This is a genomic window from Marivita sp. NO-S04 (genome assembly GCF_059070475.1).
Genome location: NZ_CM180980.1, coordinates 2851407 through 2874844, shown reverse-complemented (window position 1 = coordinate 2874844; position 23438 = coordinate 2851407). Strand labels below are relative to the sequence as shown.

The window sequence follows — 23438 nt, the reverse complement described above, 5'->3', positions numbered from 1 at the left end:
GGCTCAGTTGCGCCCGCCGGACTCGTAATGTTTGCCGAGGGCCAGGATCTCGTCCGTGCCAAGGCGGTCATTCAGCCCGCCGAAATCGAACATCCGGTCGGCAAAGGCGCGGTTGCTGCCGGTGGTCATCAGGCTCTGGTAATAGCTTTCCGCCGTATGCGCCAAGGCGCGGACGATGCCGCCGGGGAAGATCACGATTGAGAACCCAAGGTCGTTCAGGAAAGCCGCGTTCTGGATCGGTGTCGCGCCGCCTTCGACCATGTTCACCAGCAACGGCACACGATCCTTGAACCGCTCTGTCACGGTTTTCATCTCGTCCACCGACCGCAGCGCTTCGATGAACAGCGCATCGGCCCCTGCTTCGACATATGCTTCGGCCCGGTCGATGGCGGCGTCAAAGCCTTCGACGGCGACAGCATCGGTCCGGGCAATGATCAGGGTCTCATCGCTGGCCCGCGCATCCGCCATCGCGGCGATCTTGCCGACCATTTCCGTCGTCGGGATGATGGACTTCTCGGCCAGATGCCCGCAGCGCTTCGGATAGGTCTGATCCTCGACCTGCAACGCATTGGCCCCGGCGCGTTCATAGAGCCGCATCGTCCGCTGCGCGTTCAGCGCGTTGCCGAACCCTGTGTCGGCGTCAATGATCACAGGGATGTCCACGCGGTCGCGGATCAGGGCCATCGTGTCCGTCATCTCGCTGACCGAAGTGAGGCCAATGTCTGGTCGACCCAGCCGCGTATAGGCCACCGCCGCGCCGCTGAGATACAGCGCCTCAAACCCGGCTTGTGCCGCAAGCGCCGCCGTCAGGGCGTCGTAGACACCCGGAGCGACAAGAATCTCGTCAGAGGCAAGGCGGGTTTTCAGGCTCATGTCAGGGTTTCCAGCATCTCGGCGCAGGTCACATTCGGGCAGACCGACGCAAGCGACAACAGCGTGGCGTCGTGCACCTCTTGTTTGAACGCAGCGCACCCATCGGACAGCAGGATCGTGTGCAGGTTCCGTAAATGCGCATCCCGCACCGTGCTGGCGACACCGCCATTGGTGACGATCCCGCCGATGATCAGCGTGTCGATGTTCAGCGCCCGAAGGATGTATTCCAGCCGCGTCTGGTACAGCGCGGAATAGGCCACCTTTTCAATGGTGTAATCCGCCGGCGCCAAAGCGTCGACCAAGTTGTGCCCGAACTTGCCGGGAGCAAAGTCGCCCTTGCCAAGGAACGGCCGTAACTCTTTGAGGTGCGGTGCGATGAGCGGTTCATCATTCGGACCCGGCACCAGCGTGAACTGCGCGCTGATATAGGTGCCGCCTTTGGCGCGCAGCGCATCCACAACAGGCTTGATCCGGGCGGGCAGGGCGGTGATCGCCTCGGCGCCTTGACCGGCACGGCCATAGGCGCCTTCGGGATGCAGAAAGTCATTCTGCAGGTCGATGGTCAGAAGGGCCGTGCGCTTTGGGTCGATGGTGTGGGCCATGTCTCAGTCCTCATCCCGTGTGATGATTGTGTTACCGCAGGCATCGACCGTTGCGGTCAGCCCGGGATCGACCAGAACGGTGGTGTCCGGCTGCACAAGGATCGCAGGGCCTTTGATTTCGGCACCCACGGGCAGGGACAAACGGTTGTAGATTGTGGTCTCGAACCACGCATTGCCGAAATGCACCTTGCGGGTTCCTGTATGCGCTGCCTCGACCGTGCCGCCCTTTGGGGCCAGCGTTTTGAGGTCGAACTTGGGGCGACGCCCGATCACCGCAGTGCGCAGGTTCATCACCCGGCGTGTGCCGTTCTTGAGCAAGCGCCCGTAGGTGGCTTGGTAGGCAGCATCAAAGGCCGCTTCGACCTCGGCAATTGTTGGCGCTGTGACGGTGGAGCCTTTAACCGTAACCGGAAGGGGAACGGCAACTGTGTGGGTTTGCCCGACATAGGCCATGTCGAGCTCGACCACGATATCACGCGCCTCGAACCGGGACCGCGCGGCATCCAAAAGGGCCATGCCACCGTCGATATGCTTTTGCATCACCTCGCGCAGCGCGTCCGTGTCCAGCGTCGCAGTCAGCGAGTTGATCGTCTGCACGAAGTCCTGCCGCATGTCGGCAATCACACAGCCCATCGCGCTGGTCACACCCGGATAGCGCGGCACAATCGCGCTGCCGATGCCGACTTCTTTCAGGATCGCGCCGGTGTGCAGTGCGCCACCACCGCCGAAGGGCATGAAAGCGAACCGCTTGGGATCGAACCCCCGTTCGATGCTGACCAGCCGGATCGCGCCTGCCATACGTGAATTGGCGACACGCAGGATCGCCTCGGCAGCTTCTAGCGTGCTCAGGCCCAGCTTCGATCCGACATGAATGTCGATGGCACGGGCGGCGGCGTCCACATCCAGCCGGTCCAGCTTGCCGCCAATGGGGTTGTCGGGGTCGATCCGGCCCAACACGACATTGGCATCGGTCACAGTGGGGCGGTCATTTCCCTGACCATAGGCCACCGGGCCGGGGGTCGATCCGGCGCTTTCCGGGCCGATGTTCAGCAAACCGCCCTTGTCGACCCACGCGATGGAGCCGCCCCCGGCACCAATCGTCGTGATCTCGATCATCGGGTTGCGCACCACCATCCCGAAATCGATGGAGGTCTGCGGCGACAGCATGGACTGCCCCTTGGCGATCAGCGCCACGTCAAAGCTGGTGCCACCCATGTCACCGGTTATGACGTTCTCAAAACCCGCTGTCGTCGCGATATGGCCCGCGGCGATTACCCCAGCAGCGGGACCAGACAGAGCTGTGCGGATCGGCAGGCGGCAGGCAGTGTCGGTGCCCATGACGCCGCCGTTGGACTGCACGATCATGAACTCGCCACCGAACCCGCCCTTGGTCAGGGCCTGATCCAGACGGTTGATATAGCCTGACACTTCGGGTTGCAGATAGGCGTTCAGCGCGGTGGTCGAAAAGCGCTCGAACTCGCGGATTTCCGGCAGGATTTCTGACGAACAGCTCACATGATCATTGGGCCACATGGCGCGGACCACCTCGACAGCCTTGGCCTCGTTCTCGGCATTGGCATAGGCGTTGGCGAAAAGGATCGCGACGGCAAGACAGCCTTCGTCGACCAACTGTTGGGCGGCGGCCCTGACCTCGTCCAGATCGACGGGCGTGCGGATCGTGCCATCGGCCAGCGTCCGTTCCGGCACTTCGAGGCGCAGATTGCGCGGCACAACAGGCTCGAAATCGCCGCGCAGGCCCCAGGTGCGGGGCCTGTCGCGGCGGCGCATTTCCAGAACGTCGCGGAGTCCGTGAGTGGTGATCACGCCGATCTTTGCGCCTTTGCGCTCGAGCAGAGCATTGGTTCCGGCGGTGGTGCCATGCACAACCGCCGCGACGGTAGAGAGGTCGTCTACCTGCTGGCCGATCCCGTCGAGAAAGCCGCCCGACTGGTCGGGCCGGGTGGTGGGCACCTTGGCCACCTCTGCAGTGCCGGTGGCCTCGTCCAGAACGAATACATCGGTAAAGGTGCCGCCGACATCGACGCCGATCATCTTGGTCATGCTGCGACCTCTTTCCATGCGGGGCCGTAAAGATCGGTCGCTTTGTCCGGCGTCAGGTATCCCAGCGCCACATCCCGCGCGACGGCCTGTGCATCGCGGCTGGTCGCAGGCCCGTAGCCGCCACCACCGGGGGTGTCGAGGCGCACGGCCTGTCCCTTGGTCAGCTTGATTCCGAGCATCTTCGACGCCAGAGGCGGGGTCTTCCAACCATCCGCCTGTTCATAGTGAAACACGTTCATCGCCCCAGTGCCGCCGCCTTGCACACCCTGCGGCGCGAACCGACCGCGTTCGCCAAAGAGGAACGCCTCGGCGTTTTCCTCCAGCACTTCGATCTCATAGGTCGCGCCCAATCCGCCGCGATGGGCACCCGCGCCCGCACTGTCAGGGCGGAGCGCCCATTGGCGGAACATTACGGGGTAAGCCGCCTCAAGGATCTCCATCGGCGGGATCGTCGCGGTAGAGATCGGCGCGTTGCCGTGGTTGAGGCCGTCCGACTCGCTGCTGCCGCCATGTCCACCGCCATAGAAGCTGAACATCACCCAGCGCTGACCATTCGCTCGCTTCCCAGCGATGGAAAGCGCGTTGATCGTGCCATAGGCGTTGGCGACGACGCGCTCGGGCGCGGCTTGTGACGCGGCGCTGAAGATCACGTCGATCATGCGCAGGATGGTTTCGGTATAACCGCCCACAGGGGCCGGGAATTCGGCAGAGAGCAGCGACCCATCCGGCACGCGGACGTCAATAGGGCGCATCACGCCTGCGTTGGCGGGCAGGTCGGGGAAGATGTGCTTGATCGCCACATAGGCGGTGGCCACGGCGGTCGGGTAGGCGATGTTCACAGGGCCAGCAGTGACCGGTGCGGTGCCCTCGAAATCAAGAACCATCCGGTCGCCCTTGATCTCAAGCGCCACTTTGATCGGCAGGGCAACATCGGTGATCCCGTCATTGTCGAGGTAATCCACCGCTTCCCAGCGCCCATCTGGCAGACTGGACAGCTCAGATCGCATAAGCGTCTCGGCCCGGTCGCCCAACGCATCAAGTGCGGCTGAAACTGTCTCGGCTCCGTACTCGTCCAGCAATTCGTCAAGCCGCTTCACACCCAGATCCAAGGCACCCAACTGGCCGTTTAGATCGCCCATCGCCGATTGTGGGAGGCGGGTGTTGCGCAGAAGAATGTCGATGATGTCCTGCTGGATCACACCTGCGCGGGCCAGTTTGACCGGCGGTAGGATGAACGCCTCTTGAAAGGCTTCGGTGGCAGAGGGGTTGTAGTTGCCCGGCACCGCGCCACCCACATCGTGCCAGTGGCCGACGCTGGCAAGGTAGCAGAACAGTTCGCCGTCCCGGAAATAGGGGCGTACCAGCCGCATGTCGGACAGGTGCGTGCCGCCCATGTGCGCGTCGTTGAAAATGTAGATGTCACCGTCCGCCAGATCACCGGCCTCTGCCGCCTTGTCGATCACCGCTTTGACGGCAAAGGCCATGACGCCGACAAAGATCGGCAGGCCGGATTTGCCCTGCACCAGCGTGTCGCCGGTGCCCGCGTGGTAGAACCCGTGCGACGCGTCATGCGCTTCTGCAATGATCGGGTTGAAGGCCGCGCGGAACAGGGTCGCATCCATCTCGTCGGCGATTTGTTCCATCCGGCCAGCAAGAACAGCCAGAGTGATCGGGTCAATCGCCGCACTCATTTCGCGCGCACCTCTGCCATGTCGTTCCAGACGTCCTGTCGCACGATCTTGCCTCCGGTGATTTCGAAACGGTCGATAAAGCGGATGCCGTCAAACGAAGTGCCATCCATCCATTCGCCGTAAAGCGTGCCGCGCGCATAAACGACGGCGACGCCGCCGCTGTGCATCGCGTCGAATCCGTCATAAGTCTTTTTCACGTACCGATAGCGACCCTTGGACCATTCGATCAGTTCCGAAAGCTGCGTCATCGGCTGGGTCGCGGGGAACACCATCTGGAATCCGTCGCCCAGAATATCCTGCGCGGCATCCAGATCGCGGGCTTCCATCGCGGCAAGATAATCGCGCACGATCTGGGCGGGATCCGGTAGCGCCAGGGCCGGTTTGCGGTGCTGGCCGCCACGGGCATATGCCTCAGACGGGTATTCGTGCAGCATCACTGTGATCGCCTCATCGGGAGCCGGAACGACAAATCGAATCGCGTCTGTGAGGGCCGAGGTAAGGCGGGATTTCTCGGTAGGGCTGTATCCTTCAAGGACGTGCGCTTCGACGATTGGCATATGACCCTCCCCAAAATCTGCACTTTTCATATAACAGGTTTTGGTATATTGAAAGACCAACAAATGAAGAATCTTCGTTGGATCTTTCAACTGACCACGGGGATCGCCAACCAACAGGAGCCGCGCTATCGTGTCGATAAACGCGCATTCCGGACTTCCAGAAGGCGGTAAGGCCCGTCGGGTTTACCTGTTGCTGCGCGACGAAATATCAAATGGCGTTTTTAAGGACGGCGCGCGCCTGCCTGGAGAGCATAAGCTTGCCGAACAGTTCGATGTCTCTCGCATCACGATCCGGCGCGCGTTGGAGGCACTAGCCGCCGATGGCTGGATCGAGAAAAAGATAGGCGCCGGGTCGGTCGTGCGGGCGCAAGAGCAGACTGGCCAACGCATGTCTGCTGATTTCGCAACGCTGATCCCGCATCTGGTTGAAATGGACCGAACAACAACGGCGCGGCTGTTGTCCTTTTCCTATGACAACGCGCCTGTGGCGGTGGCCGACGCGTTGGGCATTCCCGAAGGCGCGGATGTGCAAAAGGCCGTGCGAGTACGGTCGTCTGGTGGTCAGCCGTTTTCGCACCTCACAACCTATGTGCCAAAAGACATAGCCGTCAGCTATGACGAGGCTGATCTGGCGACGCAGCCGTTGTTCCGTTTGCTAGAGCGCAGCGGCGTGAGCGTGGAAAGCGCGCATCAGACCGTGACCGCGGCCTTGGCGACGCCCGATGTCGCTGACGCCTTGGAGGTGTCGGTCGGATCGCCACTCTTGTTCGTGCAGCGGGTCGTGCGGGATGCAAACGGACAGGGGGTTGAGCATTTGTCAGCCCTCTACCGACCCGATCTGTTCCGGCTTGAAATGAGCCTTGCCCGTGTCGGCGCTGGTGAATCGCGGCACTGGGAACCGGTGATCGGAGGAGGCTCCAGATGACCGGTCGTCGTCTTCTAGACAAGCTGTGGGATGCGCACGAAATCCTGCGCCGCGAAGACGGGACAAGCCTGTTGTGGGTGGATCGCCATCTGGTTCACGAAGGGTCGCACCACGCGTTCGCAAAGATCGCAGAGCGCGGGGTGCCCGTGGCTGAACCCGGTCTGACCTTTGGTGTGGCGGATCACTACGCGCCGACGCGCGGCGGTCCCGCGACTGACGCGATTGCCCGGATGATTGCGACGCTCGAGGCGAATACAGCGAAACACGGTATCCCCTGTTTCGGCCTTGACGACCCGCGTAAGGGCATCGTGCATGTGATCGGGCCAGAACAAGGGCTGACCCTGCCGGGGCTGCTGATCAATTGTGGGGACAGCCATACCTCGACCCACGGTGCCTTCGGTGCCTTGGCTTTTGGTATCGGCGCGACCGAAGTGGCGCATGTGCTGGCGACGCAGACGGTTTGGCAGAAGAAGCCCAAGGCGATGCGCATTGATGTGACTGGTGCGCTTGGGCCGGGTGTGGGTGCCAAGGATCTCGCGCTCGCTTGGATCGCCAAACTTGGAGCAGATGGCGCGCGCGGACATGCCATTGAATATACCGGGCCTGCGGTCCGATCGTTGTCGATGGAAGGGCGTATGACATTGTGCAACCTGTCCATTGAGGGCGGTGGGCGGTTCGGGATGGTCGCACCAGACGAGACCACATTTGCTTATGTCAAAGGGCGACCGTTTGCACCGAACGCGGAGGATTGGGACCGCGCGGTTGAGGTGTGGTCGTCGCTGCCATCCGATGCAGACGCCGAATTTGAAGCCAGCGTGACATTGGATGCCTCCGAGATCGCGCCCATCGTGACATGGGGGACGACGCCCGAAGATGCCTTGCCTGTGACAGCCACCGTGCCTGACCCCGCCCGCATGACCGGTAGCGCCGCAGAGCGCGCGCGTAATGCGCTGGACTACATGGGCCTGACCGCCGGTCGCGCGCTGACCGAGATTGTCGTGGATCAAGTGTTCATCGGATCCTGCACCAATGCACGCATCGAAGATCTGCGCGCGGCAGCGGCAGTTCTGGCAGGTCGGCGGGCCAAGGTTCCGGGGATCGTGTCGCCGGGATCGCAACTGATAAAGGCACAGGCAGAGGCCGAAGGACTTGACCGTATCTTTACCGAAGCGGGTCTTGATTGGGTCGGATCGGGCTGTTCGATGTGCGTCGCGATGAACGGCGATCATGTGGAGCCGGGCAAGCGCTGTGCTTCGACCACCAATCGCAACTTCCGGGGTCGTCAGGGTCGCGGGTCGCGGACGCATTTGATGTCACCTGCAATGGTCGCGGCTGCGGCTGTGACAGGGCATTTGACTGACGTGCGCGAACTTCTGGAAGAGCGGGAGGTCGCATGAGCGGATGGAGCGCACATACCGGGCTGGCCGTCGCGCTGGACCGCGAGAACGTGGACACTGACCAGTTGATCCCGGCGCGGTTCATGTCGACGCCCCGGTCTGCAGGCTATGGCGATTTCCTGCTGCACGACATGCGCATAGACAGCAATGGCACACCTGTGCCCGACTTCCCGCTGAACGCTGCCCCGAACGCCAGCATCGTGATATCGCGCCGGAATTTCGGCAGCGGATCGTCGCGCGAGGCGGCGGTTTATGCGCTCGTCGATTTCGGCATCCGCGTCGTGATCGCGCCCAGCTTTGGCGATATCTTTGCCAGCAATTCGGTAAACAACGGCCTTCTGCCCGCGCGCGTGTCGGAGCCAGAGGCTAACGCGGCAATCGCGGCACTGGAAGGCGGCGCAACAGAGGTGACGGTTGACCTGACCGACAAGACAATTCGGCTGGGCAACACCACGCTTGAGTTCACGCTAGACGATGTCTGGCAGCAGAAACTTATCAACGGGTGGGACGATATCGACCTGACCCAGAACCATAAACAAGCCATCGCGGCATTCCGGGCGCAGCACGTGCAGCGGATGCCGTGGGCCATACCAGTCCAACAGAACGACTTCAGGAGCGCGGGGCGGGACACCGTCTCGCAGTAACACAGGCCATGATGGCCGAAGGGTGTAGGAGGAACTATCTATGAACATGAACCTTTTGAAAGGCTGCGTCGCCGGTGGCGTCATGCTGGGCACAGTGGCCCAGGCGCAAGAGACCATCACGGCGGTCCACGCGTTTCCCGAGACGCTGATCTACACGCAAAGCTTTTTGTCCTTCGTGGACAAGGTGAACGCGGCGGGTGAAGGCGTGATCCAGATCGAAGTGCGCGGTGGCCCGGAAGCCATCGGCATGTTCCAGCAGCCTGACGCCGTGCGCGACGGGATCGTGGACATGGTCTACACGCCCGGATCGTTCTACGGCGGCGCGCTGCCCGAGAAAGACGCGCTGGTCGCGTCGAACCTGACGGCGGTCGAGACCCGTGAAAACGGCGGAATCGAGCTGATCGACCAAATCCATCAGGAACGCATGGGTCTCAAGTATCTGGGCTGGTTCGACAGCGGTGTATGCTACAATCTCTGGACCCGTGACGAGCCGTCGTTTGACGCGGATGGCAACCTCGAAGTGGACGGTCTGCGCCTGCGCGGCAACGCCGTTTATAACGCGTTTTTCACCAACTACCTTCAGGCTCAGGTGATCGACCTGCCGACGGGTGAGGTGTATTCCGCGCTGCAGAACGGTGTAGTGGACGCAACCGGCTGGACCCAGATCGGCCTCATCGACCTCAAGTGGAACGAGTTCCTGAACTACCGGATTGAACCCTGCTTCTTCTCGACCGACCTTGGGGTGATCGTGAACCAGGAAACATGGGACGGTCTAAGCGATGAAGCCAAGACCATCCTTCAGGACACAGCAATCCAGCACGAGATCGACAGCGTGAACGCGCTGCGCACCAAGCGGGACGAAGATTTCGCTGCGCTTGATGCTGCTGGCATGAAGGTGGTCGAACTCGAAGGTGAGGCGAAAGCCAACTACCTTGCCGCCGCGCGCGAAACCACGTGGGCGCGGATGAAAGAGTTGATGGAAGCAGAGCCGCAGTCGGTTGCGAGCTATGACGACCTGATCGCCAAGTTCTACGATCCGGCCGCGGACAACTAAGACCAACGGGCCGGGGCATGTGTCCCGGCCCACCTTTCAGCGAACGGAACTCCCCATGCGCGCCGTGATCCGCGTCTATGACGCCCTGCTTTACACGATGGCTTTCATCGCAGCCGTGACCTTGGTCTGGCTGATGGTGTCTGTGGTCCTGTCCGTCGTGATGCGCAATCTGGGTCTGCAACCCTTCGCGTGGCTGTTTACCTCAGCCGAATACGGCATTCTGTACATGACCATGCTTGGCGCACCGTGGCTTGTGCGTGAAAAGGGCCATGTGCATATCGAACTGGTCACTGCCGCGCTGCCGCCCACCTTGCGGCGTTTCGTGAGCCGCTTGGTGGCTGCGCTGTGCGTGCTCGTCTGTATCATCCTTGCGTGGTACGGGCTGCAGCTTTTCCTGACCAATATCGAGCGCAACAACTACGATGTCCGCGCCTATTACTATCCCCGCTGGCTTTTGACCGTGACGTTTCCCATCGCCTTTTCGGTGATGGCTATCGAGTTCTCGCGGTTCGTGTTCGGGTCTGAATTGATGCACTCGGGTGAAGCGGGGATTCACGAATAATGGAATGGTTCGAAGCCTTGGGTTTGCTGGTCGGCAGCATCATGCTCCTCATGGCGATCGGCATGCCCGTCGCGCTGGCTTTCCTTGCCGCCAATATCATCGGCGCCTGGGTGTTCATGGGTGGCGACCGTGGGGTGGTCGCGCTGCTGAACAACGGGTGGGGCGCGCTGACGATTTTTGCGCTGGTGCCGATTCCGCTGTTCCTGCTGATGGGTGAGATATTCTTCCAGACTGGGCTGGGAAGCCGCATGTTTTCGGCCATCGACAAGCTGTTGGGTCGGCTGCCGGGGCGTCTGAGCTATGTGACCGTTTTGGGCGGCACCGGCTTTTCGACCCTGTCGGGGTCTTCGATGGGATCAACCGCGCTCTTGGGCTCGCTCATGGTGCCCGAGATGAACCGGCGTGGCTACAAGAGCCACATGTCCATCGGTCCGATCCTTGGAACGGGTGGATTGGCGATCATCATCCCGCCCTCGGCGCTTGCGGTACTTCTGGCGACCTTGGCTAAGATCGACGTGGGTGCGCTGCTGATTGCGGGTGTGATCCCCGGACTGATCCTCGCCGGGTTCTATGTCGCCACGATCTATATCCAGACCCGGATCGACCCGGACGCCGCACCAGCCTATGATGTGGAGCCGATGACGGCGGGCGAAAAGATCGGCATCCTGATGCGCGACGTGGTCCCAATGATCGGTCTGATGGTCGCCATCGTTATCATGATGATCAATGGTATCGTTACCCCGTCCGAAGCTGCAGCATTCGGCGCGCTGGGCGTGTTGATCCTTGCCGCGTTCTACCGTTGTCTGACATGGGACTCGGTCAAGAAATCCGTCCGTGGTGCGCTGCGCGTGACACTTATGGCCTACCTGATTGTCTTCGGCTCGGCGACGTTCAGCCAGCTCTTGGCCTTCTCTGGGGCATCGCGCGGACTCATCAACTGGGCCACGGGGTTTGATCTGGACCCGACACTGATGCTTTTGGTGATGTTCGGCGTGCTGCTGGTCTTGGGTATGTTCATGGAGCAGATTTCGATCATGCTTCTGACCGTCCCGATCTTCTTTCCTCTGGCGGCAACGCTTGGGTTCGACCCGATCTGGTTTGGCCTGATCATGCTGCTCGCATTGGAAATCAGCTTTACAACACCGCCCTTTGGCCTGCTTTTGTTCGTGATGAAAGGCGTTGCACCGCCGAATACAACCATGCGCGAGATTTATCGGGCCGCGTTTCCGTTCATCCTCTGTTCGTTGCTGGTTGTCGCACTTTTGATCCTGTTTCCGCCGCTGGCGACGTGGTTGCCCGGTCTTGGATAAGGCTGCCTTAGTCTCGTCTGCTCGGCTGGCGCCGGAACAGCCTCGCAAGAAGCGCACATAATTTACTCTATCCTGAGGTGATCGGCGCGTCTGAAGTGGGAACCTCATAATCCCAAAGGATAAATGACGCCTTATTTTTAAGCATTAAGCAAAGATTCTGGGGCCCACCCGCCCGCTGCATGCGTGATCGCCTTGCACTTCGCCACGTTGCTGCGCAAGCTTGCGCTATGTCTGAACACTCTGTCTTCGATGAAATGATGGGTCGTGATGCGCAAATCCGCGCCCCTTATCAGAATTTTTTTGACTGGTTCGATAAGGAAGACCCAAAGCGTCTTAGGGCCAAGAACCGTGAGGCGGAAGAACTTTTCCGTCTGACCGGGATCACCTTCAACGTTTACGGGCGCTCTGAGGCGGAAGAACGCCTGATCCCCTTCGATATCATTCCCAGGATCATTTCTGGGTCGGAATGGGCCAAGCTGTCTCGAGGCATCGAACAGCGTGTGCGCGCGATCAACGCGTTTCTTCATGACATTTATCACACGCAGGAAATCCTGAAAGCCGGGCGCATCCCGCGTGAGATGATATCCCAGAACGAAGCTTTCCAACCCAAGATGATCGGCGTCGATGTGCCAGGCGGCGTGTATACCCATATTGTCGGCATCGACCTTGTTTGCACCGGGCCGGGCGAATTTTACGTTTTGGAAGACAATGCGCGCACCCCTTCGGGGGTGAGCTATATGCTCGAAAATCGGGAAACGATGTTGCAGATGTTCCCGGAGCTTTTCTCCAAGAACCGGGTGCAACCCGTGCAGCAATACCCGATCGACCTGCGCCGGTCGCTAGCGGCGTGCGCGCCCAGCATGTCGCAATCCGATCCCACGGTCGCGGTGTTGACGCCGGGGATCTACAACTCGGCCTATTTCGAACATGCATTCCTTGCTGACCAGATGGGTGTCGAGCTTGTTGAAGGACATGATCTTCGGGTGATCGACGGGCGTGTCGCCATGCGCACCACCCACGGATACAAGCCCATCGACGTGCTTTACCGTCGGGTCGACGATGACTTCCTCGACCCGCTGAACTTCAACCCGGACAGCCAATTAGGCGTGCCGGGCATCATGGATGTCTACCGGGCGGGCGGTATCACCATCGCCAATGCGCCTGGTACAGGCATTTCCGACGACAAGGCTATCTATTCCTACATGTCGGAAATCGTGGAGTTCTACACTGGCGAACGGCCTTTGCTTCAAAACGTCCCGACATGGCGCTGTTCAGAGCCAGAGTCGCTCGCCTATGTGCTGGACAATCTGGAAGACCTTGTCGTGAAAGAAGTGCATGGGTCGGGTGGCTACGGCATGCTGATTGGTCCGACTGCCACCAAAAAAGACATTGCCGCCTTCCGCAAAAAGCTCAAGGCGCGACCCAAGAACTATATCGCCCAGCCGACGCTCAGCCTGTCCACCGTTCCGATCTTTGCAAAAGCCGGGTTGACGCCGCGCCATGTGGATCTGCGGCCATACGTGCTTGTCAGCCCAGATGGGATCAAGATCACGCCCGGCGGTTTGACACGGGTGGCGCTCAAGAAAGGGTCACTGGTCGTGAACTCATCACAAGGTGGGGGCACAAAGGACACCTGGGTTCTGGAGGAATAGCGCCATGTTGGGAAAAACCGCCAATGGCCTCTTCTGGATGTATCGCTACATGGAGAGGGCCGAAAACACCGCACGTCTGATCGAAACAGGCCAGCGCATCGCTTTGACGCGATTGAACCAGACCGACGAGGAATGGCTGTCTGTGTTGCAGTCCGCCGATTGCCTTGAGGGATTCAATGCCACGCATGACGAGATCTCACGCGATCTGGCTGTCGACTGGATGCTGCGCAGCAAGGACAATTCGTCGTCGGTGGTCTCGAGCGTCAACGCCGCGCGGCAAAACGCGCGGCTGGTCCGCACCGCCATCACTGGCGAAGTCTGGGAAGCCGTAAACTCGGCTTATATGGCGTTGAAAAAGGCGTTGTCGCGAAAGGTGTCGGAACGTGATCTGCCGAGTGTGCTTCGCCTGATCCGGCATCACGCAGCCTTGGTGCGCGGCGTCACGCATGGCACGATGCTGCGCAATGACATTTACGATTTCGCGCGACTTGGCACATTCCTCGAACGGGCAGACAACACAGCGCGCATCTTGGATGTTAAATACTATGTCCTTCTGCCTTCAGCGCGATCTGTGGGTACGTCCATCGACAATGTGCAGTGGGAATCAATCCTGCGGTCGGTCTCGGCGCGGGGCGGGTTCCGCATGGAATACGGAGCCGGCGGCGGCCCCCGTGAAATCGCAGATTTCCTGATTCTCGACAAAAGGATGCCGCGCTCGCTTGCGTTCTGCGTAAGTAAACTGTGCGACAACCTGGATTATCTGGCGACCGAGGAAAATGCTGGAGCCGCGTCGCGCGAAAAGGTCGGAATGCTGCGAAACGGGCTGTTGTCCAAGAGCATTGATGATATCCTCGATTATGGATTGCACGAATTTCTTCAGAAAACGCTTCAAGAGCTTTCGATGATTTCGCGCCAAATCGAACAGGATTTCCGTTTTTATGCCTAGGCTTCAGCAAGACCAGTCTGCATGCGCCTGAAGATCGAACACACCACGGTGTATCGATTCGAAACGCCAGTCGTTTACGGATTGCAGCAGCTGCGCAAGACGCCGAAATCGTCGTACAACCAGTCAGTCATTTCGTGGGAGATCGACATTGTTGGCGGTCGCAAGGAAGTCTCATTCGAAGATCACCACCACAACACGACTGAGTTGATCAGCTTTGACCCGAACGTCACCGAATTGTCGGTGTCGAGTTCAGGGGCTGTAGAGATTACTGAAAACGCAGGCATTCTTGGTGCGCATCATGGAATGACGCCGCTATGGCTCTATGCCATGACGACCCCGCGTACCGAAGTCGGACCGGGCACACGGGCGTTTATCAAAGGGATGGATGCTCAACCGGGTATCCCCGAGCTGCATGATCTGTCTGAACGCATCCGCACTCAGGTGCCGTATACGCTGGGTTCATCCGCCCCTGATTGGAGCGCCGAAGACGCAATTGAAGCAGGGCAAGGCGTTTGTCAGGACCACACCCACATCATGATCGCGTGTGCACGGGCGATGAAACTGCCCGCGCGATATGCAAGCGGCTATCTCATGTTGAACGAAACCACGACACAAGACGCGATGCATGCTTGGGCCGAGGTGCATGTCGAAGGTCTCGGGTGGGTCGGGTTCGATGTGTCGAATGGAGTTTCGCCCGACACACGCTACGTGCGCGTTGCGACAGGACTGGACTATTCCGAAGCAGCACCGATATCTGGTACCCGGATTGGTGGAATCAACGAAGAACTGCAGGTCAGCATCCAAGTGGTTCAGCAGTAAAGGCACAACCAAGTGACATATTGCGTTGGAATGATGCTGAGCAGCGGCTTGGTCTTCATGTCGGACACCCGCACCAATGCCGGGTTAGACAATATTTCAACCTTCAAGAAGATGACAATTTGGGAAGAACCGGGTGAGCGGGTGCTGACGCTGATGTCCGCCGGCAACTTGGCGACCACCCAGGCAGTCGTCAGCCTTTTGGACGAACGCAGTAAACTGCCCGAAGACCGGACGCCGTCGCTGATGAAAGCGCCGTCAATGTTCCAAGCCGCATGTATGGTGGGTGATACGCTGCGCGAAGTCATCAAGGGGCTGCGAGAAGGCGGTCAACGCGCTGATAGCGCGTTCGATGCGACCCTGATTCTTGGTGGACAGATCGCAGGTAGTCCGCCGCGCCTGTTCCTCATCTATCCGCAGGGAAACTTCATCGAGGCGGGGGACGACACGCCCTTTTTCCAGATTGGTGAGATCAAATATGGGCGCCCCATTCTTGTCCGCGCCTACGATCCCGATCTCAGTTTCGCAGAGGCCTTGAAGCTGCTGCTGGTGAGTTTTGACTCCACGCTCAAAGCGAATTTGTCGGTCGGCGCACCGCTCGATTACTTCTGCTACACGACCGACAGCCTCGAGAAAAAGCACGTGGGTCGTGTCGAGGTGGACAATGCCGAGTTTCAGGCGATCTCGACTCAATGGGGCAATGCCCTTAAGCAAGCACTTGATACGTTGCCCGACGTGCATTTGAACACAACCTGAACGAATAGCCGAAAGTCCTGTCATGTCTGCAAGCCCCGTTATCTGCGTCGGTGGTGAAAACCTCATTGATCACGTCACCCGCGATGGCGAGATCTCTGCCCTGGCCGGTGGATCGCCCTTCAATGTCGCAATGGCACTTGGGCGGCAACAGGCGGATGTGCACTACCTGACGCCGATCTCGACCGACACATGGGGCGACACACTGGCCGACACGCTGGTCGCATCCGGGGTGGCGCTTGCTGGCGGGCGCGTCGATGCACCGACGACCATTGCCCGCGTGACCGTCACCAAGGGCATCCCGTCCTATATCTTTGAACGCGATGGAACAGCTGAACGCAGCGTCACCGCTGCTTCACTGGCCGCTGCAATGCCAGCGGGAACAACCGTTTTGCACACCGGGTCACTGGCGTTGACCGATGGCGCAGATGCCGACGCTTGGGAAGAGACCTGCAAAATAGCCTATACGTCGGGGACACTTGTGTCGCTTGATCCGAATGTCCGCCTGTCGGTGATCACCGATATCGACGCCTACCGCGCGCGAATCTTCCGCATGATGCAGGCCGCGCATGTCCTGAAGCTCAGTGACGAAGACCTCGAAGGTCTTTGCCCGGATATGCCGCAAGATGCTGCCTTAGCGCATGTGCGCAGCCAGACATCGGCGTCACTGGTGGTCATGACCAAAGGCCCCGACGGCGCAATTGCCATGCGCGGCGACAACACGGTGAACATTCCCGCACCGCCTGTGCCCGGACTTGTCGACACCGTGGGCGCAGGTGACACGTTCATGGCAACCCTGTTGGCCGGTTTGGCTCGGACCGACGTGCTGGCACCTGCTGCACTTGACGGTCTTGACGCTGCGCAGGTCGAAGCCCTGATCCGCCGTGCAGGTATGGCAGCCGCCATAAATTGCAGCCGCGCGGGGTGCAATCCTCCGACGTTGTCAGAGCTCGACACCGCTATGGCCGCGGTCGGCTGATATTTTGGACCTCTATCTCGACACGGCGGACCGCGCGGCATGGACAGAACTCATGCCGACGGGCCTCTTTCGGGGCATTACCACCAACCCGCTTCTGGCGCAGCGCGCGGGGTTGGAGTACCCGGCGATCAACTGGATCGAGATGGCAAAGCGCGCGCATGACCTGGGTGCACAGGAACTGCATGGTCAGGTGTTTGGCCCGGTCGAGACCTATGTCGACTGGGCCAAAAAACTCTACGATGCCGGCGCAGCGGCCAGTCTGCGCACGGTCGTCAAAATCCCGATGACACCGGATGCCTTGCGCGCTGTCCCGTCAATCAAGGCACTCGGTGGCCCAATCCTGCTCACTGCCGTCTACGACCCCAAACAGGTGATCGTGGCCAAGGCATTAGATGCCGATTTCGTGGCCCCCTATTTTGGGCGCATGGACGAGGCGGGATTGCCAGCCTTGAATCACCTCTCGAACATGCAAGCCATCTCTGGTGGCAAGCCGCGCATCCTTGTGGCATCGCTGCGGACCGCCGATCAAATGGTGGCGCTTGCCGCCCGGGGGCTGGATTGTTTCACCCTTTCCCCAGACCTTGCCCGCAGTTTGTTCAGTGATCCCATGACTCAAGAGGCAGCGGCCGCGTTCGAAGCCGCCGCCTCTGGCCTAAAGTCATAGTGACAGCCGCCGCTCCTTCGCACCGCCGCGCCGGCGTGGTTTGGGCAGCGCAAGATCAAGAGGCGTAAGCGGAGCATCCAAAGACGCCTTCAACAGCTTGCAGAATTCCGCAACCGCCGGATCGGTGTCCCGAAACGGTGCTGCTGCCATATAGGCGCAGGTGGCCTCGGTCAGGTAACAGGCTTTGGCAGGCAGCCCGCCAAGCCATTGCATATAGCCCAATTGCCCAATCTCCCGCGCACGTTCGGCTGTGCGAGGATTGACCTGTAACTGGGTCAGGGTTCGTTCGATCGACATATCAGCGCCCTCCGCGCAGGAACGGGTCGCACAGAGGTCGTATTCATGTACCGCACCACAGCGGCGCAAGCCATATCGACCTCCGGTGCACCCCGCCCGGGTTCAGTTCACATGTGATGGCAGGTCTCCTGACTCGCGGGTCATCGTGAAGCTCGCACCTTCCCAGACCAGTCGGCCCAGTGGTTTTGCGCGAAGCACTCACCGCTCACAGTTGCGGGGGCAGTCACGGAATTGCACCGTATTCCCTATTCGGGCAGCGCTTCGAACACTGCCCACCATCGCTATCTACTGTCACAGAAGCGGCGATTCCATTCAATTGGCATTGTGCCAATGCGTCCAATTCGACGCAGATCGTACGGTTGCTCACGGCTTGTTAAGACAACGGTGCCAAAACCGGGCAGCACTTGGGCGACACGGTTCAAGTCGTTGCAAAAGGCTTTTCGAATGTCTGTCTTCTACCTGCCACTGTGGCTGGGCGCCTGCCTTTGGGTTCACACCATCTTCCATCGTGGATCACATCGCGAAGGGCGCATCGGCAAAGCCGACAAGTTGGATGAGGAAGTCGCCATTCGTGGCGGAAAGCGCTTCTTCGTAGAAAGCATCGCTGCGGGCAAGACCCTCCTCAAGGCTGATCTGGGATCCGTCGAACTCGGACATCACCATGCGGGCTTCCTCCACATCGGACATGCCGCGCGTAATGGCAAAATGGCTGCCCAAAGCGACCTTGTTCTCAAGATAGGCGGCATCGGCGGCGCTGCCGGTTGCAGCCTTGGCTCCGGCAAGGATCTCCATGATGAAGGTCGACGGCGTTACCGCAGCATTGCTTTCCAGCAGATCAAGCCAGAACTCGAGACCCGACGCATCGGGCGCGCGCCCCAGCACGTTCTGATAGACGGTCGAGACGAATTCCGACAGGTCCGCCACATCGCCATAAAGCGCGCGGGTTTCAGGTTGGTCGAAGAAATACCCGGCGATCTCGCGCAGGCTCATGCCATCAGCAAGCTGGTTGCCCCAGAAGAACAGCCCAACCGCATCGGGCGCCCGGTTGAAATAGGCGATATAAAGCTCGGTCAGCGTGCCCATCGCGTCGTCGGTCAGACGCGCCATCCCGTCGAAGAGATCAAGGTCGATCCCGGCTTCGCCGAAGACCGGAAGGGTCTCGGTGAAATCGACGCGATCTTCCGAACTCAGAACGCGCGGCGCCTCGCCACCCGCACGACGGTCTTCGATGACGATGGTGTCATCGGCGATCCGCAGCGTGTAGCTCGACTGCGATCCGCTCAGTTCGATCTCCGAGGCAGCTTCGTCCTGCTCGACCCGGCTGGCGCTCTGAGCTGTGTCGCCCGCGCGCTCGGTGAAAGCCGCCGCAGGCGCGAGGTTGGTCTGCGGTTGCGGTTGCGGACGTGGCAGTGGGGTGACGACGGTCCCGTCCATGATGACCAACTCGCCGCCCGTGTCTGGACCACCATAGCCCAATGTCACAGACGCCCCGCCTTCATGCTCGAAGTAATCAAGCTGGATATCGTGCTGACCCGCCTCAAGGTAGACCTCGTTCTGCATGAGGACCTCGGCATGCAGCCCGTCATTATCGACGACACTTTGACCATTCACATAAAGAATGGTTCCGTCATCGGACAGGGTTGCAAAAGTATAGACACCCGCTTCCTGGACGTTGAGAACACCTGTGTAGCGACCGGCAAAGAAATCCGCCGGGCCACCATCCCAGAACGATCCATCGTCATCAGTCTCGTTGATGCTGTTCACAACCATGCTGTGGATGGGGGTCTCGAAATTGATCTGGCTCAGCCGCTCTGTGCCCTCTTCCACAGCGTAGAAGTCGACATTGAAGCCACCCTGGACCGGCTGTTCAGGCGTCGGCTCGGGTGTGGGCTCCGGCCTCGGCTGCGGTTGGGATTCGGGGCGCGGCAGTGGGGTGACGACGGTCCCGTCCATGATGACCAACTCGCCGCCCGTGTCTGGACCACCATAGCCCAATGTCACAGACGCCCCGCCTTCATGCTCGAAGTAATCAAGCCGGATATCGTGCTGACCCGCCTCAAGGTAGATCTCGTTCTGCATGAGGACCTCGGCATGCAGCCCGTCATTATCGACGACACTTTGACCATTCACATAAAGAATGGTGCCGTCATCGGACAGGGTTGCAAAAGTATAGACACCCGCTTCCTGGACGTTGAGAACACCTGTGTAGCGACCGGCAAAGAAATCCGCCGGGCCTCCATCCCAGAACGATCCATCCTCATCAGTCTCGTTGATGCTGTTCACAACCATGCTGTGGATGGGGGTCTCGAAATTGATCTGGCTCAGCCGCTCTGTGCCCTCTTCTACAGCGTAGAAGTCGACATTGAAGCCAACCTGGACCAGCTCTTCTGGCGTCAGCTCGGGTGTGGGCTCCGGCTGCGGTTGCGGTTGGGGTTCGGGACGCGGCTGGGGGGTGACGACCGGTGTGTCGTCCTCGTCCTGCGGGGTGGGCTCCGGCACGGGGCCGAAGTCGAACGTGGCGTTGCCGACAATTCCGTCCTTCATCGTGGCCGGAGCGGGGTGGCTTTCCATAAACTCCACCACCGCATCATGACGTGCGGTGCTGTCCTGCAGATGGCGCAGCGATCCCCAGCTGCCCCACTGGCTGGGCTCGGAGACATCGACGAAGGCATTGAAGAGCGTGCCACCGGCTGCTTCCCACCCGGCAAGCAGCTCGGTGTAGAGCTGGCCCATGCCGTCGGAGTAGTTCAGGTGGGTGAAGAACTCGGTGAGCAGGTCATTGTTGATCCACTGGCCGCTGCCGGCCACATGGGTGCCACCCTCGTACATCACCAGATCGAGACCGTGCGCATCAGCGACGGATTTGTGATAGGCGAACAACTCGAACAGGCTGACCAGGGAATCCTCGGCATCCCCGGTGACGGAGCCGTCGCGCAGTTCGCGCACGGCAAGGGCCACCGCCTGATCGAAGCGGTGCTCGGCAAAATAAGCATTGGCGGCAGAACCGCTCAGCCCGAGGGCCGCGGCATCCTGACGGGCCTGCGCCTCACTCTGGGCAATCCAGTCGAGCACCAGAGGCGCTTTGGCATCGGTGCCGAGACCGCCGCTGAAATAGCCGGTGATGGCGTAGGTGTCGAAGGAAAGATAGGGCGCGGTATTGGCCGGGCTGAGCGCCTGCCAGTTGGGGGCCTGCAGGATCGATTCCTCCAGCCCCGGCCAGCCGGTATGGGTGGCGATGACCTTGACCAACTGGTCCTCGGACCCGGCATAAACGCTGTCCAGCACACGGGCCATCTCGGCGGCACGGGCGCCGTATTCCTGCATCCAGCCATCGCCAAGGTCCTGGCCGAAGCGCTCCTGCGCATCGGCAGAGGCTTCGCGGGCCTGTTCGAACATCCAGTTCCACACCTCGTTGGACATCTCGATATGGGCCCGCAGATCGGGGTCGAGATTGTCACGCACATAGGTGGCGAAGTTGCGGATATAGGCCTCGTCGGCGTTCCACGGCATGTTGAACCACGGCTCGGTGCCAGTGGCATTGGCCAGCGCCACCATCACCTCAAGGGGCACACCTTCGGCATAGCTGTAGGTGCCCACGGTGGGGCGGTCGGACCAGCTTTGGATTTGGGAATTGTTGGTTTCCTGCCAATCCATGAAGCGCAGCCCTTGCGCGTCGTTGATCATGTCGAGCCAGAGCGGGTTGAACAGCGCGCCGGCCTCGAAGGCGGGGATGTATTCCTGTTTGACCACCTCGATATTGCGCAGGTAGTTGCCGGTGTTCTGCGGGTCGGTCCCGGTGATCGAAATGGTGACCATGCCTTCGCCGGTGGGCGTGTAGTTGAACCAGATCTCGCCATTGGCCTGCGATATGATCTCGGCGCCGTGCACATGGAGCTCGCCTGCGCCGTCATAGCTCAGTCGGTAGCTGCCCGCCGTATACTGCGCCTCGACCGGCATCTCGGTCAGAATGAAGGTCTCGACCCGGTCGACACCCGACGGCAGATCGGTGATCCAGCCATTGGCATCCAGCACCCCCATCGCCCCAAGATCCTCCGAGCCATAGGCCCCCCACTGGTTCTCGCTGTGCCCCAACCACGGCCGTGCCGTCTTGAACACATCCAGAAACGGTTGCTGAACACTCCAGTCAACAACCCCCCGCAATCCAAAAGAAAGTCCCGCCGCAGACGTCTGCGTTCCAAATACATCGGTCAAGGGTTCCATACCCCACACCCCTCATTCAAAACGCCCCCACAACGGGTGATGCGGAATGAGGAGTGAACGGGGTGTTAAAGAGCGAATTTACTGAAAATCCGGACTGTCTGCGGACCTGTTCCAGCGCGGTATTTCGAGTGCACCGCATTTGGAACGAGCTTTGAAACAAGGGGATTACCCTTGTCGACGCAGCTTTGCGGCAACAAAGTGGGGACTTGGGGAAATGAAGAGAATTTGATCTATTCTGCGGCCTACATCAAATGCGGCCAATGTGATCTCATCTTTGGTCGCTGATGACAGCTTATGCCATGGCAATACGAGCCACGGCCTTTGTCAGGTTCGGCGAAGTTTGATCACCACGTTGACGCTGGAAATCTCTGCACCTTCTGGTGGACCTGGGATACGGGCGATTTCGAGCTCGTCCGCAGGTGCGTCTGTCAAACGACCTTCGTCTTCCCAGTAGAAATGCGGATGATCGTGAGTGTTGGTATCGAAATAGCTGCGCGCGCCGTCGACTGTCACTTCCTGCATCAGCCCTGCATCGCAGAAGGCGCGCAACGTGTTGTACACTGTGGCCAGCGACACTTGTTCGCCGGTATCCTGCGCGGCCGCGAACAGGCTTTCGGCGGTGACGTGGCGGTTCTTACCATCCCCAACAAGCAGAGATGCGAGGGCCACGCGCTGCCGCGTCGGGCGCACGCCGCCTTTGGACAGCCAATCGGTTCCGCGGTCGATGGATCGTGAAGACATACCGGCTCTGCTCCTTGTCACTTAAGTATATAGGGTGCGAATGGCTCGCAGTTCAAATAAATTTCTTGCAACAACTTGTCTCATGCCGCGTCGAGTGGTGGGCTTGCACGCGCATCGGCCTGGGTGATAGAGGGAGCGGGATTTCGCCAATCAATCCGGGAGCCTTGTCGAACATGACCGAATTTCCTCGCAGCTTCGACCGTGACGATCTTTTGAAATGCGCGCGCGGAGAGCTTTTCGGGCCGGGCAATGCGCAGCTTCCCGAGCCACCCATGCTGATGATGGACCGGATCACAGATATCTCGGGCGATGGCGGGGCGCATGGCAAAGGCCATGTCGTGGCTGAGTTCGACATCACCCCTGACCTTTGGTTTTTTGATTGTCACTTTCCGGGCAACCCGATCATGCCGGGGTGCTTGGGGTTGGATGGCCTGTGGCAATTGACCGGCTTCAACCTTGGTTGGCGGGGCTGGCAAGGGCGCGGCTATGCGCTGGGTGTAGGTGAGGTCAAGCTGACCGGTATGGTTCGCCCGGATCGCAAGATGCTGACCTATTACGTCGACTTCACCAAGGCCATCCAGACGCGCCGTCTGACCATGGGGGTTGCCGACGGCCGTGTCGAGGCCGACGGTGAAGTCATCTATCAGGTCAAGGATATGAAAGTCGCTCTGTCCGAGAGCTAAGCTATCAGGT

21 protein-coding genes and 1 riboswitch are annotated in these 23438 nt (G+C 60.1%); of the genes, 13 read left to right on the top strand and 8 right to left on the bottom strand.

Annotated elements, in window-relative coordinates; translation table 11 throughout:
* Positions 1–3: 3 nt before the first annotated feature.
* Genes ACK3EW_RS14730 through ACK3EW_RS14710 form a run of 5 tightly spaced genes read right to left on the bottom strand, consistent with a single transcriptional unit; the run spans position 4 to position 5784 of the window.
* The gene (locus tag ACK3EW_RS14730) at positions 4–873 is read right to left on the bottom strand and encodes an isocitrate lyase/PEP mutase family protein (protein ID WP_493806790.1); all 870 of its coding nucleotides are present in this window, start codon (positions 871–873) and stop codon (positions 4–6) included.
* A complete protein-coding gene (locus tag ACK3EW_RS14725) occupies positions 870–1475 on the bottom strand; it encodes a cysteine hydrolase family protein (RefSeq protein ID WP_493806789.1) in 606 nt (201 codons plus the stop codon). The genes ACK3EW_RS14730 and ACK3EW_RS14725 overlap by 4 nt, the downstream gene beginning before the upstream one ends.
* Positions 1476–1478: 3 nt before the next feature.
* Positions 1479–3536 carry a hydantoinase/oxoprolinase family protein gene (locus ACK3EW_RS14720; RefSeq protein ID WP_493806788.1) on the bottom strand — a complete coding sequence of 686 codons (2058 nt, stop codon included), beginning with the start codon at positions 3534–3536 and terminating at the stop codon, positions 1479–1481.
* Positions 3533–5227 carry a hydantoinase B/oxoprolinase family protein gene (locus tag ACK3EW_RS14715; RefSeq protein ID WP_493806787.1) on the bottom strand — a complete coding sequence of 565 codons (1695 nt, stop codon included), beginning with the start codon at positions 5225–5227 and terminating at the stop codon, positions 3533–3535. Before ACK3EW_RS14715 ends, ACK3EW_RS14720 begins: the two co-directional genes overlap by 4 nt.
* Positions 5224–5784, bottom strand: a complete 561-nt coding sequence (locus ACK3EW_RS14710) for a tautomerase family protein (RefSeq protein ID WP_493806786.1) — start codon at positions 5782–5784, stop codon at positions 5224–5226. The genes ACK3EW_RS14715 and ACK3EW_RS14710 overlap by 4 nt, the downstream gene beginning before the upstream one ends.
* A 136-nt stretch (positions 5785–5920) precedes the next feature.
* Here ACK3EW_RS14710 and ACK3EW_RS14705 point away from each other — a divergent pair, with 136 nt between their 5' ends.
* The 12 genes from ACK3EW_RS14705 (at position 5921) to ACK3EW_RS14650 (ending at position 17486) form a co-directional block, all read left to right on the top strand.
* Positions 5921–6709 carry a GntR family transcriptional regulator gene (locus ACK3EW_RS14705; RefSeq protein ID WP_493809740.1) on the top strand — a complete coding sequence of 263 codons (789 nt, stop codon included), beginning with the start codon at positions 5921–5923 and terminating at the stop codon, positions 6707–6709.
* The gene (gene leuC / locus ACK3EW_RS14700; protein ID WP_493806785.1) at positions 6706–8106 is read left to right on the top strand and encodes a 3-isopropylmalate dehydratase large subunit; all 1401 of its coding nucleotides are present in this window, start codon (positions 6706–6708) and stop codon (positions 8104–8106) included. The genes ACK3EW_RS14705 and leuC overlap by 4 nt, the downstream gene beginning before the upstream one ends.
* Positions 8103–8750: a 3-isopropylmalate dehydratase small subunit gene (leuD, locus tag ACK3EW_RS14695; RefSeq protein WP_493806784.1), complete on the top strand. Its 648-nt coding sequence runs from the start codon at positions 8103–8105 to the stop codon at positions 8748–8750. Before leuC ends, leuD begins: the two co-directional genes overlap by 4 nt.
* 40 nt (positions 8751–8790) lie before the next feature.
* Entirely contained in the window at positions 8791–9804 is a 1014-nt protein-coding gene (gene dctP / locus ACK3EW_RS14690; protein WP_171046114.1) for a TRAP transporter substrate-binding protein DctP, read from the top strand.
* Between the two features lie 55 nt (positions 9805–9859).
* Positions 9860–10366, top strand: a complete 507-nt coding sequence (locus tag ACK3EW_RS14685; protein WP_439119302.1) for a TRAP transporter small permease — start codon at positions 9860–9862, stop codon at positions 10364–10366.
* The gene (locus ACK3EW_RS14680; protein WP_493806783.1) at positions 10366–11676 is read left to right on the top strand and encodes a TRAP transporter large permease; all 1311 of its coding nucleotides are present in this window, start codon (positions 10366–10368) and stop codon (positions 11674–11676) included. Before ACK3EW_RS14685 ends, ACK3EW_RS14680 begins: the two co-directional genes overlap by 1 nt.
* Before the next feature lie 227 nt (positions 11677–11903).
* Entirely contained in the window at positions 11904–13328 is a 1425-nt protein-coding gene (locus tag ACK3EW_RS14675) for a circularly permuted type 2 ATP-grasp protein (RefSeq protein ID WP_493806782.1), read from the top strand.
* 4 nt (positions 13329–13332) lie between these two features.
* Positions 13333–14274 (top strand): alpha-E domain-containing protein, encoded by a 942-nt coding sequence (locus ACK3EW_RS14670; protein ID WP_493806781.1) that lies wholly within the window; start codon positions 13333–13335, stop codon positions 14272–14274.
* Positions 14275–14295: 21 nt separating this feature from the next.
* Positions 14296–15093, top strand: coding sequence for a transglutaminase family protein (locus tag ACK3EW_RS14665; protein WP_493806780.1), 798 nt, complete (start codon positions 14296–14298; stop codon positions 15091–15093).
* 30 nt (positions 15094–15123) lie between these two features.
* On the top strand, positions 15124–15846 hold the full coding sequence (locus ACK3EW_RS14660) for a proteasome-type protease (RefSeq protein WP_493809739.1): 723 nt from the start codon (positions 15124–15126) through the stop codon (positions 15844–15846).
* A 22-nt stretch (positions 15847–15868) separates the two neighbouring features.
* Positions 15869–16822, top strand: coding sequence for a carbohydrate kinase family protein (locus ACK3EW_RS14655; RefSeq protein ID WP_493806779.1), 954 nt, complete (start codon positions 15869–15871; stop codon positions 16820–16822).
* Between the two features lie 4 nt (positions 16823–16826).
* The gene (locus ACK3EW_RS14650; protein WP_493806778.1) at positions 16827–17486 is read left to right on the top strand and encodes a transaldolase family protein; all 660 of its coding nucleotides are present in this window, start codon (positions 16827–16829) and stop codon (positions 17484–17486) included.
* Here the strand turns inward: ACK3EW_RS14650 and ACK3EW_RS14645 are convergent.
* From ACK3EW_RS14645 to irrA, 3 genes are all read right to left on the bottom strand, one after another.
* Positions 17481–17783 (bottom strand): hypothetical protein, encoded by a 303-nt coding sequence (locus ACK3EW_RS14645; protein WP_439119295.1) that lies wholly within the window; start codon positions 17781–17783, stop codon positions 17481–17483. The two genes, ACK3EW_RS14650 and ACK3EW_RS14645, sit on opposite strands and share 6 nt — an antisense overlap.
* Before the next feature lie 101 nt (positions 17784–17884).
* Positions 17885–18078, bottom strand: a riboswitch (cobalamin riboswitch).
* 218 nt (positions 18079–18296) lie between these two features.
* A complete protein-coding gene (locus ACK3EW_RS14640) occupies positions 18297–22004 on the bottom strand; it encodes a PA14 domain-containing protein (RefSeq protein WP_493806777.1) in 3708 nt (1235 codons plus the stop codon).
* A 324-nt stretch (positions 22005–22328) separates the two neighbouring features.
* The gene (gene irrA / locus ACK3EW_RS14635; RefSeq protein ID WP_439119293.1) at positions 22329–22745 is read right to left on the bottom strand and encodes an iron response transcriptional regulator IrrA; all 417 of its coding nucleotides are present in this window, start codon (positions 22743–22745) and stop codon (positions 22329–22331) included.
* Between the two features lie 173 nt (positions 22746–22918).
* On the opposite strand from irrA, the gene fabA reads away from it, so the two are divergent.
* Entirely contained in the window at positions 22919–23428 is a 510-nt protein-coding gene (gene fabA / locus ACK3EW_RS14630; protein WP_493806776.1) for a bifunctional 3-hydroxydecanoyl-ACP dehydratase/trans-2-decenoyl-ACP isomerase, read from the top strand.
* Positions 23429–23438: the final 10 nt, after the last annotated feature.

Bases quoted from the DNA above. Each gene is read 5' to 3' on its own strand.
- ACK3EW_RS14730 (WP_493806790.1), bottom strand. From the start codon at position 873: ATGAGCCTGAAAACCCGCCTTGCCTCTGACGAGATTCTTGTCGCTCCG.
- ACK3EW_RS14725 (WP_493806789.1), bottom strand. From the start codon at position 1,475: ATGGCCCACACCATCGACCCAAAGCGCACGGCCCTTCTGACCATCGAC.
- ACK3EW_RS14720 (WP_493806788.1), bottom strand. From the start codon at position 3,536: ATGACCAAGATGATCGGCGTCGATGTCGGCGGCACCTTTACCGATGTA.
- ACK3EW_RS14715 (WP_493806787.1), bottom strand. From the start codon at position 5,227: ATGAGTGCGGCGATTGACCCGATCACTCTGGCTGTTCTTGCTGGCCGG.
- ACK3EW_RS14710 (WP_493806786.1), bottom strand. From the start codon at position 5,784: ATGCCAATCGTCGAAGCGCACGTCCTTGAAGGATACAGCCCTACCGAG.
- leuC (WP_493806785.1), top strand. From the start codon at position 6,706: ATGACCGGTCGTCGTCTTCTAGACAAGCTGTGGGATGCGCACGAAATC.
- leuD (WP_493806784.1), top strand. From the start codon at position 8,103: ATGAGCGGATGGAGCGCACATACCGGGCTGGCCGTCGCGCTGGACCGC.
- dctP (WP_171046114.1), top strand. From the start codon at position 8,791: ATGAACATGAACCTTTTGAAAGGCTGCGTCGCCGGTGGCGTCATGCTG.
- ACK3EW_RS14685 (WP_439119302.1), top strand. From the start codon at position 9,860: ATGCGCGCCGTGATCCGCGTCTATGACGCCCTGCTTTACACGATGGCT.
- ACK3EW_RS14680 (WP_493806783.1), top strand. From the start codon at position 10,366: ATGGAATGGTTCGAAGCCTTGGGTTTGCTGGTCGGCAGCATCATGCTC.
- ACK3EW_RS14675 (WP_493806782.1), top strand. From the start codon at position 11,904: ATGTCTGAACACTCTGTCTTCGATGAAATGATGGGTCGTGATGCGCAA.
- ACK3EW_RS14670 (WP_493806781.1), top strand. From the start codon at position 13,333: ATGTTGGGAAAAACCGCCAATGGCCTCTTCTGGATGTATCGCTACATG.
- ACK3EW_RS14665 (WP_493806780.1), top strand. From the start codon at position 14,296: ATGCGCCTGAAGATCGAACACACCACGGTGTATCGATTCGAAACGCCA.
- ACK3EW_RS14660 (WP_493809739.1), top strand. From the start codon at position 15,124: ATGATGCTGAGCAGCGGCTTGGTCTTCATGTCGGACACCCGCACCAAT.
- ACK3EW_RS14655 (WP_493806779.1), top strand. From the start codon at position 15,869: ATGTCTGCAAGCCCCGTTATCTGCGTCGGTGGTGAAAACCTCATTGAT.
- ACK3EW_RS14645 (WP_439119295.1), bottom strand. From the start codon at position 17,783: ATGTCGATCGAACGAACCCTGACCCAGTTACAGGTCAATCCTCGCACA.
- ACK3EW_RS14640 (WP_493806777.1), bottom strand. From the start codon at position 22,004: ATGGAACCCTTGACCGATGTATTTGGAACGCAGACGTCTGCGGCGGGA.
- irrA (WP_439119293.1), bottom strand. From the start codon at position 22,745: ATGTCTTCACGATCCATCGACCGCGGAACCGATTGGCTGTCCAAAGGC.
- fabA (WP_493806776.1), top strand. From the start codon at position 22,919: ATGACCGAATTTCCTCGCAGCTTCGACCGTGACGATCTTTTGAAATGC.